This window comes from Pseudooctadecabacter sp., from assembly GCF_965657175.1.
Classification (GTDB): Bacteria; Pseudomonadota; Alphaproteobacteria; order Rhodobacterales; family Rhodobacteraceae; genus Octadecabacter.
On the sequence record NZ_CBFHNH010000001.1, the window covers coordinates 43,862 to 56,772 of the forward strand.

Genomic DNA, 12,911 nt, shown 5'->3' on the forward strand with positions numbered 1-12,911 from the left:
AATGCCATGCAAAACCCAACCGCAGCCATGTTGGTCATCGGTGACGAAATCCTTTCGGGCCGCACGCGGGATGCGAATATGCACCATCTGGCAAATGAACTGACGGCCCATGGTATTGATCTGAAAGAAGTCCGCGTGGTCAGCGACGATGCCGCCGCGATCATCGCCGCTGTGCAGGCCTTATCGGCGGGGTATGACAGTGTGTTCACCTCCGGCGGAATCGGACCTACCCATGACGACATCACCGCCGATTGCATTGCTGAGGCCTTTGGCGACACCATCGACATCCGAGATGATGCGCGTGCTTTGTTGCAGGCCCATTATGATCGTGATGGCAAAGAATTTAACGCCGCGCGTCAGCGCATGGCGCGCATCCCTGCGTCGGCCACGTTGATCGACAATCCAGTGTCCGTGGCGCCGGGGTTCACCCTGCGCAATGTGCATGTGATGGCAGGCGTGCCATCGGTGTTCCGTGCCATGGTGGCGTCGGTTCTGCCGACCTTGACGGGCGGTGCGCCGTTGATCTCCGAAAGCCTGCGGATTGATCGCGGTGAAGGCGATATCGCTGGCCCCCTGGGGGAGATTGACGCCAAGTATCCTGACCTGTCACTCGGGTCCTACCCGTTCCAAAGCGGTACGGGACAGTATGGCGCGAACATCGTGATCCGTGGGCAGGACCGCGCCCAGATTGATGCCGCCTTGGCCGATTTGCGGGCCGCGTTTCCCGCATGACGCCCGAGGCCCTGACCGCGCTGATTGATGCCACTTGGCCCGCCAAATCCATGACCGACGTGGCAGGCTGGACCATCCGTGAAGGCGCGGGTGGCGGCAGTCGCGTGTCGGCAGCCACGGCCACGCCCGCGGCCCAGATCAACGAACGCGGACAGGCCGAAGCCGCCATGCGCGCCTTGGGGCAACGCCCGTTGTTTATGGTCCGCCATGGCGAAGACGCGTTGGATGCCGCGCTTGAGGCCGATGGCTATGCCATCAAGGACCCCGTCACATTTTACACGGCCCCAACGGCCACATTGGCCACGGAACGCCCCCCAGCTGTCACCTGTTTTCAGGTCTGGCCACCGCTGGCCACGCAAGCGGAAATTTGGGACGCAGGCGGTGTTGATGACGCGCGGCTGGCCGTGATGGCCCGTGCCGCTGGCCCAAAAACATGCGTGTTGGGCCGCATCCATGACACGCCCGCAGGCACGGCCTTTGCCGCGATCCGCGATGGCACCGCCATGCTCCACGCGATTGAGACAGCCCACTCTTTTCGTCGCAACGGGCTTGGCCGCCACATGATCCGCGCCTTGGCGTTCTGGGCGCAAGACCACAGCGCAGCCCAAATTGCACTGTTGGTGACAAAGGCCAATGTGGGGGCAAATGCTCTCTACACTTCCCTCGGCATGACCCCTGTGGGAGGATACCACTACCGCATCCACCCAGAGGCTTGAGATGACCAAATTGCCAACCGCCCTGAACCTGCCCGCACAGGACCCGCTGCCAGATCACATCGCGAAATACTTTGACGTGTGTGACGACAAGCTGGGCTTCGTGCCCATCGTCCTGCGGGCCTATGCCTTTGACGGGGCCAAGTTCGATGCGTTTTCGGCCATGTACAACGATTTGATGCTGGCGGAGTCGGGCCTGACAAAGTTGGAGAGGGAGATGATCGCGGTGGTCGTGTCCTCCATCAACAAATGTTTCTACTGCCTGACGGCCCATGGCCAAGCCGTGCGCGCCCTGTCGGGTGATCCGAAGCTGGGGGAGATGCTTGTGATGAACTGGCGGGTGGCCGATCTGGACGGGCGCCAAACGGCGATGTTGGGCTTTGCCGAAAAAGTCACAAAGGCCAGTGCGGAGATCACAGAGGATGATCGCACCGCCCTGCGCACCGCCGGGTTTACGGACCGCGACATCTGGGACATCACCGCAGTGGTCGGTTTTTTCAACATGACGAACCGCATGGCGTCTGCCACGGACATGCGCCCGAACGACGACTATCACGCCCAGAACAGATGATCCGCGCCGCGCTCCTGTCCCTTTTGCCGCTGCCTGCGCTGGCTGTCACCCTCGACATGCCAGCCAATGCGGCGCTGACAGCGGAGGACGTGAGCGCTGCGGACAGCTATGCCATGCCCATCGGCAGCTGGACGGTGGAGGGCCTACCCACCCAGACGGAAGCGGGCGCCTTCGTCCAACAAGCCTGGCGGATTGAGGCGACGGGGCTGACCACCTTTCAAATCATCGACCCGCTTGAGGCGCAGTTGATCGAAGCCGGGTTTGACGTGGTGTTCACCTGCACCGACGACGTGTGCGGCGGATTTGATTTCCGCTTTAGCACACGCGTTTTGCCCGCTCCGGATATGCAGGTGAATTTTGGCGATTACCGCTACCTCGCCGCACGGCGCACCACCGATGAGGACACGGAATTGGTCAGCCTGCTGGCCAGCCGATCGTCTTCGGCGGGGTTCGTGCAAGTCACACGCGTTGGCGGCCAGGCTGAGGTTTTGGCCACAGCCGCGGCACCCGCAGTGCGGGCGCAAGGGCCTGTCGTGACCGGTGATCTGGCGCAAGAATTGGAACAATCGGGGCGGTTTATTCTGTCCGACCTCACATTTAAAACCGGATCGGCACAATTGGGAGACGCGTCTTTTGACAGCCTCCGGACCTTGGCCGAGTACCTGATCGCCAACCCCGACCGGCAGGTGGCTTTGGTCGGACATACGGATGCAGTCGGATCGCTAGATAGCAACATTGCATTGTCCAAGCGGCGTTCGGGGTCCGTCTTGGAACGTTTGGTGACGACTTATAACGTCCCACGTCGCCAATTGGACGCCCAAGGCATAGGCTATCTGGCCCCTGTCGCCACAAACGTGACCGAAGCCGGTCGTGACGCAAACCGTCGAGTCGAAGTCATCATCACCTCAACCCAGTGAACAAAAAAACGCAACCCGAAGGCTGCGTTAGGTGGGGCCTATGCACCCATGGGAATTTAACACGTCACGTCTGTGGCTACCAAGCGTCGGGGCCTTTTTCGGCAAAAGCATGGACCAAGAAATCAATAAAGGCGCGGACCTTAGGCTGTGTGAAACGACCAGGCGGATAGACCGCGTAAATGCCTTGGGTTTCGACCGGAAGGTCGGGAATGGCCTCTTCGATCAGGCCTTTTTCCATCGCATCAGCGTAAAGGAAGGACGGCAGATAGGCGATGCCAAGGCCCGAGATCGCGGCGTTCAACAAGGACTGACCGTCGTTGACCGTCAACCACCCAGCCGTGCGAACCTGACGTTTCTCGCCTGAGGGCGCCGTCAATTTCCAGACCGCCGAATTGGCCTGATTGGAATAGTGCAGCAGTTTATGGTCATTCAGATCATCGATCTTTTCGGGGCGACCGTATTGTTCAAAATAAGCAGGGGACGCGACCATCCGGCGGGACGTTTCCGTCAATTTGCGTGCCCTCAAAGTGCTGTCTTCCAACTCACCAATGCGGACGGCCATGTCGAAACCTTCGGAAATCAGTTCAACGTACCGGTTGTTGAGAACCATGTTGACCGTGATGTCCGGGAATTCGCCAAGGAAATCGCCCAACACAGGGGACAGATGGTTCACTCCAAAATCAGTGGCCACGGAAATCCGCAACAGACCAGACGGCGCGCTTTGCATGGACGTGACAAGCGCATCCGCTTCGCCTGCGTCATTTAGAACGCGACGGGCCCGATCATAATAGGCAAGGCCGATTTCGGTGGGGCTAACCCGGCGGGTCGTCCGGTTCAAAAGGCGCGCGCCAAGGCGGGCTTCGAGAGATGACACATGCTTGGACACGGCGGATTTGGAAATCCCCATTTTCTTGGCTGCGTCAGTAAATCCACCTTGATCCACAACTGTGGCGAAGGCTTCCATTTCGGTCAGGCGATCCATGCGTCGTCCTCGGTTTGCGTCTTTTTTCGAGGACCATCTATCGGTTTGAAATCGGGCAGGACTGAGACGCTCGCCTGACAATTACGCGGTTTCTGCACGACTGTTGCGGGGCAGGAAACGCAGAAACGCCCCGTTTCCAAAACGGGGCGCTCTACATTGTAAGGTTCTAGGCTGCGATATCGCGTGGATGTTTGCCCTCTTCCACCTCTTCCACGATCTTTGCGACAAAGTCTTTAAGATCGTCGGGATTGCGGCTTGTGATAATGCCGTTGCTGATGGCGACAGACTGGTCCACCCACTGTGCGCCCGCATTTTCAACGTCAGTCCGGATCGAGTGGAAGGACGTCATCTCACGCCCCTGTGCGAGTCCGGCCTCAACCAACAACCACGGCGCATGACACACAGCGGCAATGATTTTACCGGCGTCAGCGAAGGCACGGATCAACAACAACGTGTCTTTGTCCACACGCAGCAGATCGGGGTTGATCTGGCCTCCGGGCAAGACAAGGGCGTCATAATCTTCGACCTTCGCATCCGCGATTTTCAGGTCAGCGTCTGCCTCACGGCCCCAGTCATCGCCTTCCCATCCTTTGATCGCCTTTCCGTCCAATGTGGCAACATGGACAGTCGCGCCTTTGGCGCGCAGCTGGTCGCGGGGGAACTCAAGCTCGGACTGCTCAAACCCGTGGGTCGACAGGATAAGGATTTTGGATGTGTCAATCTTTGGCATGATGGCCTCCTATAAGTTGCTTGCAAAAACAACGCGGAGAGTGTGCCGATGTTCCACGCTGTCTTTACGGAAGCTGGCGCACCACGGAAGCCACCTGAACACCGATCCGCGCCGCACCGTCCACCGACGGATGCACAAGATCACCGTCATAAAGCGCAAGGTTGTCGGGCGCGATCACATCGGCCGTATCCACGAAAGTCACGCCATCCAAAATGCGCGCCATGGTCTGTTGTCGGGCTTTCAGTTGATCAAGGGTCACGCGGCACGGCGCGAAAGGCCCACCTTCAACACTGATCGGATAATACCCAAGCCAAATGACATCAGCACCCGTCGCCCGCACGCGGCGCACAAAGTCAGGAATGGCGCCTTGGGTACCATCGGGTGAGATCAACCGGTTCAGCACCGCAGCCTCACCGGATGTGCCGCAGACGTCACCAATGTCGTTTCCGCCACCGTTCATCAGGACAATGTCCCAGTCACCTGAGGCAAATTGCGAAGGAATCCCGCGCGACCCGATGAAAGTGGCCCCCGCAATGGCTTGGTTCGTCACGCCACGTTGGGTCTGATCTTCGACTACCGCAGGAATCGACGCGCCCTTGCCGCGATGCCACGCAAGAATGCTGTCGCCGATGACGAGGACCTCCGCATCAGGATCGACACGTGGGGCTATGACGACGCAAGCGGACAGGGCGCATAACGCCAGAACGGAAAGGAGCTTCATTTATAATATTCCCGTCGTGATCCAAAATCATGCACCCGTTTGCGCCATGTTCGGTAGCTGCTGGGTTTCAAATTTGCCCGCATCAAGGCCACGACCTCTTTCTCGCTCAACCCGTATTCAGCATGGATCGTCGCGAAAGGGACATGATCGCTCAGCGCCATTTCAATGATGGCAGATGTATCGGCTTCGGTCATGGCGCCCTCCTTGACGCCAAGACCTAGACCGGATGTGACGGGGTCAACCCCGCGCTATAGACCTGCAACCAGACGGGTGCCCTGATCAATCGCGCGCTTGGCGTCCAGTTCGGCTGCAACATCCGCACCGCCAATCACATGGGCGGTGATGCCTTTGGTCTCCAACGCATCCGCAAGGGACCGCTGGGGGATTTGACCCGCGCACAAGACAATGGTGTCGGCCTCAATCAACGTCGGGTTCTCCCGCGCGTCGCCAAAGCTGACGTGCAGGCCTTTGTCGTCGATGCGTTCGTAGTTCACACCACCCACCATTTCGACGTTTTTCATCTTCAACGCCGCGCGGTGAATCCAGCCCGTAGTCTTGCCCAGACCCTTGCCCAGCTTTTGCGCTTTGCGCTGCAACAACGTCACCTGACGGATTGCAGCATCGGGTTGCGGCCCCTCGGGGCGCAAACCGCCACGAACATCCTCAGGATCACCAACGCCCCATTCTTCAAGCCATGCGGCCAGATCCTCGGTGGGGCTGTCATCCGTCACCAGATAATCCGCCACATCAAACCCGATCCCGCCGGCCCCGATGATGGCGACCTTCTGGCCGACCTTGGCCTTACCGCGCAGAACGTCGATGTAGGACAGCACATGGGGCATGTCTTGGCCGTCGATTTGCGGGTCACGTGGGGTCACGCCGGTGGCGACAATGACCTCATCAAAACCGGTCAGATCATCGGCGGAGGCTTTGGCACCCAGTTTCAAGGTGATCCCGGCGTCGGCGACGGCGGCGCGATAATAATCGACCAGTCCCCAGAATTCTTCCTTACCGGGAACCTGTTTGGCCATATTCAGCTGCCCGCCGATGTCGTCTGCACGATCAAAGACCGTTACAGACATGCCCCGTTCCGCTGCCGCCAAAGCAGCGGCCAACCCCGCCGGGCCCGCCCCTACGATGCCAACCGACTTTGTGGACGGCGTCATCACCAGTTCGGTCTCATGGGCGGCTTTGGGGTTCACCAGACACGACGCGATCTTCATCGAAAACGTATGATCCAGACAGGCCTGATTACAGGCAATACAGGGCGCGATCATCTCCGCCCGACCGGCCTGCGCCTTGGCGACGAAATCCGGATCCGCCAAGAATGGCCGCGCCATGCTGACCATGTCCGCGCAACCATCGGCCAAGACATCCTCACCCACCTGCGGCGTGTTGATGCGGTTGGACGTGATGACAGGGATACCCACCTCCCCCATCAGCTTCTTGGTCACCCAGGTAAAGGCCCGACGCGGCACTGAGGTGGCGATCGTCGGAATCCGTGCCTCATGCCAACCGATCCCTGTGTTGAGGATCGTCGCCCCCGCCGCCTCAATCGCGCGTGCCAGCGTGACGACCTCGTCCCAAGTGGACCCGTTTGGGATCAGGTCGATCATCGACAGCCGGTAGATCACGATAAAATCCGTCCCCACGGCCTCACGCACACGGCGCACGACCTCTACCGGCAGGCGCATTCGGTTTTCATAGGTCCCGCCCCAGCGGTCTTCGCGCTTGTTGGTATGGGTCACAAGGAACTGGTTCAGGAAATACCCCTCAGACCCCATAACCTCGACCCCGTCATAACCGGCCTCTTTGGCGCGCACGGCTGCGGTGACCATGTCGGTGATCTGCTGTTCGATGCCATCCTCGTCCAATTCGCGCGGCGGGAAAGGAGAGATGGGGGATTTCACCGGCGACGGTGCCACGCAGTCCTTGGAATAGGCATAGCGCCCGGCATGCAAGATTTGCATGGCAATCTTGCCACCTGCATCATGCACGCGGTCTGTGACAACTTTGTGGTTCGCGATGTCCTGATCCGAAAACAGACCCGCCGCACCGGGGAACACGCCACCTTCGGCATTGGGGGCCATCCCACCTGTGACCATCAAGGCAACCCCGCCACGGGCACGGGCGGCATAAAACTCCGCCACCCGGTTCCAATCCCGCGTTTCTTCAAGTCCGGTGTGCATGGACCCCATCAACACGCGGTTTTTCAACGTGGTGAAGCCCAAATCCAAAGGGGCCAACAAATGCGGATACTGGGTCATGGGACATCTCCTCGTTTCCAAGACAATCTGGTGCACCTTGACGCGCACGTCACCCCAAACGCGACGTCACCTATTTCTCTGGTTCAAAAATACCTAAAATCTGCGCCGCGCAGCGGCGCGGATCGGATTGGTGAAGCCAATTCGAAAATCTTAGCCCAAAGTCTCGACGCAGTGCCGACGGAAGGCCTTCTTCAACATATCCAACTCAGCGCGCAGCAACGACATCTCGGCGCGGATATCCTCTGCCAGGGCATCCCCCGCAACGATGGAAAAACTGCCCAACACCGTGTCCGACCGCGCATCGGAAATCACGAAGGTCTGCACACCATCGGCGATTTTCTCAGCCGGGACAGGCACAGACACGAGCCAATGTTCCTCCACCCGGTCCTCAACAACGTCAACGCCGGGCAAGACGTCATCGAGATGGGTGACTTGAATGTCGGGCTGCCAATCGCTTGACCCAGTGTGGCGCAAGGCCCCGGTCCAGACGCCTTCAACCATTCGAAGTTTGGTCAGTTCGATATCGTCAGACATGGACATCCTCTTACAACTCGGCTCGTGGGTTGCGTGATAGGGTCACGTCCCGGATCGTAACCTGATTCATTTCCGGCCCTTCAAAGATCAGATCAACCCACATCGAATCCACCCGCTTTTCGTTCAGCTTGGTGTAGGCCAGATCAAACTCGACCATCACATGATCATCGTTCAGGGGCAGCTCCCGCACGATTTGTTCGGTGTTTGGGCCGTGGCGCACATTGAGGCGCGCAAAAACCTCAAGGGGTTTTTCAACCTCGACAATCGCCTCCAGCCGCAAAAGATGTGTGCGCAGCAGGCCATCACAACTGGCGGGCGGCAGGTTCAGCACAAGGCTCAGGAAAGAACCGTCAAACCGGAACACATCCATGCGCAGCCCAAAGGGGGCCAAATCGGCCTCACGGATGTTGCGCAACTGGCGCAGTGTCAACTCAGAGATGTGGCAATCATGAAAGATCGTGACCTCATCGCCCAGCATGGTTTTGCTTTCAACCGACGCCATTCCTTTGACCGGCAATGCCCCGCGCCAAAGCTGAGGCCGCCACGCCCAATCGGTGCCCGGCGGCTTGGGAAACGATGACGACCCGATGCGCGGCAGGGCCAAGCGGCTGTCGGCTGTGTGTGTCAGCTCATCCAGTTTCTGACGCAGAATGCGCGCTTGATTGCGACGCCTGCGCAAGACGGCCAAATCCGTTGTGGGGGCCGCATTGGCGGCTCGTGCCCAAAAGGCCCGTGCGCGCCGCATCACGATGCGTTCCAATATCCCACTTTTGTGTTGCGCCATTTTTCCCGCCGGTCGGATTCTCGTTGTGCGACCATACCTGACAAATTGTTTCGAAAAAGGAAACAATTATACAGGCAAATACAGTGAATTAGTTGGACAGTGCGACGTCGTCCGACAGGGTGTTGGCCTCGGCCAATTCCGCCATGGACACGACCAGCAGTCTCTCGCCTTCCCCACGGCTAAGGGGATTGCGATCAAAACTCAGGATAGAGACGGTCGTCAAACGGCCCTGTACGTCCAAAAACCCGCGCCATTGCGCGCCACTGGTTCCAGCAAACCCCGGTCCTGAGGCGTCTTCGAACCGCGCCAAGACACCTGCGCGATCCGTCACCGTTGACACCGATGCCACATTCGCCGCATCGCCGTTGGCCGACAAAACGGATCGGCCGAGGTCTGTTGCCAGAAAGGCCGCGAAGGGTTCTTCGTTGTCGGTCACACTGGCGGTGCCTTCATCCCCGAATTGTACAAGGATCAGGCCATCGGTGCTGGGCATGACGACAGCCTCATCCGACAGCAATGCGCAGCCCGCCAGAACGGCAAACCCACGGCGCGCGTCACTGGCGGCTTGGTCGATGCAATAGCCTTCGGGTCCGCGCACCCGCACTTCACCGCCCAAAAGGGCCAAGGTGCAGATGCCTTCGTTCGTCGCATCACGCGAGGACCCAAAACCCGCCAAAGTGTCGGCCACGCCGGTGGTCAGATCCGCACAGCCCGACAAAGCGATCAAAGCAGCCGCTGCGATCCCCCGCACCATGACGAACCCCCGCCCCCACACGAACCTAGATATCCATGTAGATGTGGCGTTCTTCCTTGGCACCCGGATGCGTGACCGCACCTTTTTGGGCACCACCGACCAGCTGGGCGTATTTCCACAACGCGCCGGAAGCATAGATCGTCTCTTTTGGACCTTTCCAATCGGCCTTGCGCGCAGCCAGTTCGTCGTCGGTCAGATCGACAGAAAGTTCACCGGTGACGGCGTTGATGGTGATCATGTCGCCATGCTGCAACAGGCCGATGGGCCCACAATGCGCGGCCTCCGGCCCAACGTGGCCCACACAGAACCCGCGGGTCGCACCAGAGAACCGACCATCGGTGATTAGCGCCACTTTCTTGCCCATGCCCTGACCGGACAGTGCTGCCGTGGTCGCCAGCATTTCGCGCATACCTGGACCGCCAGAGGGGCCTTCGTTGCGGATCACCAGAACTTCACCCTCTTTGTATTCGCGCTTTTTGACGGCCTCAAAAGCCTCTTCTTCGCTTTCGAACACACGGGCGGGGCCGGTGAAAGACTGCTCTTCGGCAGACATGCCCGCGACCTTTACGATGGCGCCTTCGGGGGCCAGATTGCCCTTGAGGCCAACAACACCGCCCGTGGCCGTGATCGGTGTTTCGACCGGATAGATGACTTTGCCGTCGGCGTTACGCTCAATCAGGTCCAACTCGTGACCGATGCTTTCGCCCGTGGCGGTGATGCAATCCTCATGGACCAGTCCGGCCTTGCGCAATTCGCGCATGACGACGGGCACGCCGCCGACTTCGTACAGGTCTTTGGCCACATATTGGCCACCTGGTTTGAGGTCGACGAAGTACGGCGTGTCACGGAAGATGTCGCAGACGTCCATCAGATCAAAATCGATTCCAGCCTCATGTGCGATAGCAGGCAGGTGCAAACCGGCGTTGGTCGACCCGCCGGTACAGGCCACCACACGGGCTGCGTTTTCAAGCGACTGACGGGTCACGATGTCCCGTGCGCGGATGTTCTTGGCGATCAGGTTCATGACAGCCTCACCCGAGGCTTTGCCATACTGATCGCGGGATTCGTAGGGCGCGGGCGCAGAGGAGGAGTTCGGCAAGGCCAGACCAATCGCCTCAGACACACAAGCCATGGTGTTGGCTGTAAACTGGCCACCGCAGGCACCGGCCGACGGGCAGGCCACCCGTTCCAACACTTCCAAGGCTTCCTCAGACAGGGTGCCGTTTTGCTGGCGACCCACGGCCTCAAACATGTCCTGCACGGTTAGATCGCGGTTGGCGAAATCCGCTGGCACATCAGCGCCCGCAGGCGCACGACCCGGCAGGATCGACCCGCCGTAGATAAAGACAGACGGGGTGTTCAGACGCACCATGGCCATCATCATACCGGGAAGGGATTTGTCACAGCCTGCAAGACCAACGATAGCGTCATAGGAATGGCCGCGCATGGTCAGTTCAACGGTGTCGGCAATCGCCTCACGGGAGGCAAGCGATGACCGCATCCCTTCGTGACCCATGGCGATGCCGTCGGTCACGGTGATGGTGGTGAATTCGCGTGGCGTGCCATTGGCGGTTTTCACGCCCAGCTTCACTGATTGCGCCTGACGGTTCAGGGCGATGTTACACGGGGCGGCTTCGTTCCAGCAGGTGGCGACACCCACCAGTGGTTGGTAAATCTCTTCCTCGGTCATGCCCATGGCATAGTAATAGGACCGGTGCGGCGCGCGCGCGGGCCCGATTGTCACGTGACGGCTGGGCAGATTGGTCTTGTCGGTGCGGTTGTTGTGATCTTTCGCCATGACGGCATCCTCCCAAGGAATAAGCGTTGCGCAACGGTCTAAATTGCCTTGGCGAAAGGGACAAGCCGCAAGTGACTTGGCATCCGGGGGCAGGCAGGCCACGATGACACCATGCAACTCAGCTTCACGTCCCTGCCTGATCCTTATGCGATCGTCCGTCTGCCTGCCGACGCCGCTGTGCCCGAATGGCCAAGCGGGACGGGGCTGACGTCCATCACCCGCGCCGAGGATGAATTGTCCATCGTCTGCCGCGCCGATCTGATCCCCGCGACTGTCGCCGCCGAACGCGGCTGGTCCGCGCTGCGCGTCGAAACACTGGCAGATCTTGATGAACCGGGGGTGGTTATGGCGGCTGTCACGCCAATCTCATCCGCTGGGCTGGGTGTGTTCGTGATTTCGACCCACTTGCGCGATTACCTGCTGGTGCGCAGCGCTTCGCTTACCCAAACCCGCCGCCTTTTGGAACAGGCCGGCCATGTCGTTGCCTAACCGCTACGCCCCCATGGCCCAACGGGCCGCCCCGTTTGAGGCATCGGCCAATTGGGCCTTCGTCGGGATCAGCCTTTTTGTGCTGTATTACGGGTTCGCGCTCTTGGTCACACCGGTGCTGACCGTCTGGGCCTACAGCCCTCGGATCGTCGACAACCCCGACATGGCAGATGCGTTCTACAGTGGGTCAACGCCGCTCGCGGTCCGGTGGAATCTGGCGCTGTTCGCGGTCTATGCGGCGCTTCTGTGGGGCATTTTGCGGTTGTTGCACCGGGTTGCACTCGGGGCTTTGGTCGGCCAACCCGCAACGGCACTTTATGCAGGTGTCAAAGTGGCGGTCTATTTGATCCCTCTCTACATCGTCGCTCTTGGCCCGTCGCTGTCTGACCCTACTGTCTACCAACAGATGGACGTCGCCACATGGCTCGCGATCCTACCCCTGACCTTACCGCTGCTGTTGGTGCAAATCGGGGCGGAGGAATTGGTCTTTCGTGGCTATTTGCAAAGCCATATGGCCGCCCTGTCGCGCAATCCACTGGTGTGGATGGTGATCCCCTCGGTGCTGTTTGGGCTCATCCACTACGACGGCACCCAACCGCCCTATTCAACCTGGGCCTATGTGGTCTGGGCCATGGGGCTTGGCCTTGTCTGCGCGGATGTCACTGCGCGACACGGCACCCTTGGCCCGGCCATTGCGATCCACTTTATCAACAATTTCTTTGCCATGTTCGTGCTGGCCGCCGACGACTGGCTGTATGGTGCATCCTTATACGTCTGGCCCACAGGCGGCCTGCCATGGGACCCTTGGGTGCCGTTTGAAACTCTCTTTCTGCTGTCGGTTTGGCTGGCCACCCGTCTGGCCATCCGGCGTTGATTGCATTTACGCAGCGACAGGCTTATTTGAGACCAACCATAATTC

The 12,911-nt window shown here is 59.6% G+C and carries 15 protein-coding genes; 6 read left to right on the top strand and 9 right to left on the bottom strand.

What is annotated here, in order from left to right; genetic code table 11:
- Positions 1-6: 6 nt before the first annotated feature.
- Genes ACTG36_RS00235 through ACTG36_RS00250 form a run of 4 tightly spaced genes read left to right on the top strand, consistent with a single transcriptional unit; the run spans position 7 to position 2,933 of the window.
- Positions 7-732, top strand: coding sequence for a competence/damage-inducible protein A (locus ACTG36_RS00235; protein WP_375279331.1), 726 nt, complete (start codon positions 7-9; stop codon positions 730-732).
- Complete coding sequence (locus tag ACTG36_RS00240) at positions 729-1,448, top strand: GNAT family N-acetyltransferase (RefSeq protein ID WP_375279332.1); 720 nt, start codon at positions 729-731, stop codon at positions 1,446-1,448. The genes ACTG36_RS00235 and ACTG36_RS00240 overlap by 4 nt, the downstream gene beginning before the upstream one ends.
- A gap of 1 nt (position 1,449) precedes the next feature.
- Positions 1,450-2,016: a peroxidase-related enzyme gene (locus ACTG36_RS00245; protein WP_439141161.1), complete on the top strand. Its 567-nt coding sequence runs from the start codon at positions 1,450-1,452 to the stop codon at positions 2,014-2,016.
- Positions 2,013-2,933 carry an OmpA family protein gene (locus ACTG36_RS00250; protein ID WP_375279334.1) on the top strand — a complete coding sequence of 307 codons (921 nt, stop codon included), beginning with the start codon at positions 2,013-2,015 and terminating at the stop codon, positions 2,931-2,933. Before ACTG36_RS00245 ends, ACTG36_RS00250 begins: the two co-directional genes overlap by 4 nt.
- Positions 2,934-3,009: 76 nt before the next feature.
- On the opposite strand, the gene ACTG36_RS00255 is transcribed toward ACTG36_RS00250, so the two are convergent.
- The 9 genes from ACTG36_RS00255 to ilvD all read right to left on the bottom strand — a co-directional run bounded on the left by ACTG36_RS00255 (position 3,010) and on the right by ilvD (position 11,503).
- Positions 3,010-3,915 (bottom strand): LysR family transcriptional regulator, encoded by a 906-nt coding sequence (locus ACTG36_RS00255; protein WP_375279335.1) that lies wholly within the window; start codon positions 3,913-3,915, stop codon positions 3,010-3,012.
- A 166-nt stretch (positions 3,916-4,081) separates the two neighbouring features.
- Positions 4,082-4,645: a type 1 glutamine amidotransferase domain-containing protein gene (locus ACTG36_RS00260; protein WP_375279336.1), complete on the bottom strand. Its 564-nt coding sequence runs from the start codon at positions 4,643-4,645 to the stop codon at positions 4,082-4,084.
- A gap of 64 nt (positions 4,646-4,709) precedes the next feature.
- Entirely contained in the window at positions 4,710-5,366 is a 657-nt protein-coding gene (locus tag ACTG36_RS00265) for an SGNH/GDSL hydrolase family protein (RefSeq protein ID WP_375279337.1), read from the bottom strand.
- Positions 5,363-5,560 (bottom strand): TIGR03643 family protein, encoded by a 198-nt coding sequence (locus tag ACTG36_RS00270; protein WP_375279338.1) that lies wholly within the window; start codon positions 5,558-5,560, stop codon positions 5,363-5,365. Before ACTG36_RS00270 ends, ACTG36_RS00265 begins: the two co-directional genes overlap by 4 nt.
- A gap of 54 nt (positions 5,561-5,614) precedes the next feature.
- Entirely contained in the window at positions 5,615-7,633 is a 2,019-nt protein-coding gene (locus ACTG36_RS00275; RefSeq protein ID WP_375279339.1) for an NADPH-dependent 2,4-dienoyl-CoA reductase, read from the bottom strand.
- Between the two features lie 150 nt (positions 7,634-7,783).
- Positions 7,784-8,167 carry a hypothetical protein gene (locus ACTG36_RS00280; protein ID WP_375279340.1) on the bottom strand — a complete coding sequence of 128 codons (384 nt, stop codon included), beginning with the start codon at positions 8,165-8,167 and terminating at the stop codon, positions 7,784-7,786.
- Between the two features lie 10 nt (positions 8,168-8,177).
- Positions 8,178-8,951, bottom strand: coding sequence for a DUF6478 family protein (locus ACTG36_RS00285; RefSeq protein WP_375279341.1), 774 nt, complete (start codon positions 8,949-8,951; stop codon positions 8,178-8,180).
- An 88-nt stretch (positions 8,952-9,039) separates the two neighbouring features.
- Complete coding sequence (locus ACTG36_RS00290) at positions 9,040-9,705, bottom strand: hypothetical protein (RefSeq protein WP_439141165.1); 666 nt, start codon at positions 9,703-9,705, stop codon at positions 9,040-9,042.
- A 25-nt stretch (positions 9,706-9,730) separates the two neighbouring features.
- Positions 9,731-11,503 carry a dihydroxy-acid dehydratase gene (gene ilvD, locus ACTG36_RS00295; RefSeq protein ID WP_375279343.1) on the bottom strand — a complete coding sequence of 591 codons (1,773 nt, stop codon included), beginning with the start codon at positions 11,501-11,503 and terminating at the stop codon, positions 9,731-9,733.
- Between the two features lie 111 nt (positions 11,504-11,614).
- Here ilvD and ACTG36_RS00300 point away from each other — a divergent pair, with 111 nt between their 5' ends.
- Together ACTG36_RS00300 and ACTG36_RS00305 are read left to right on the top strand one after the other, a co-directional pair.
- Positions 11,615-11,992: an ACT domain-containing protein gene (locus ACTG36_RS00300; protein ID WP_375279344.1), complete on the top strand. Its 378-nt coding sequence runs from the start codon at positions 11,615-11,617 to the stop codon at positions 11,990-11,992.
- Positions 11,979-12,866 carry a CPBP family intramembrane glutamic endopeptidase gene (locus ACTG36_RS00305; RefSeq protein WP_375279345.1) on the top strand — a complete coding sequence of 296 codons (888 nt, stop codon included), beginning with the start codon at positions 11,979-11,981 and terminating at the stop codon, positions 12,864-12,866. The genes ACTG36_RS00300 and ACTG36_RS00305 overlap by 14 nt, the downstream gene beginning before the upstream one ends.
- Positions 12,867-12,911: the final 45 nt, after the last annotated feature.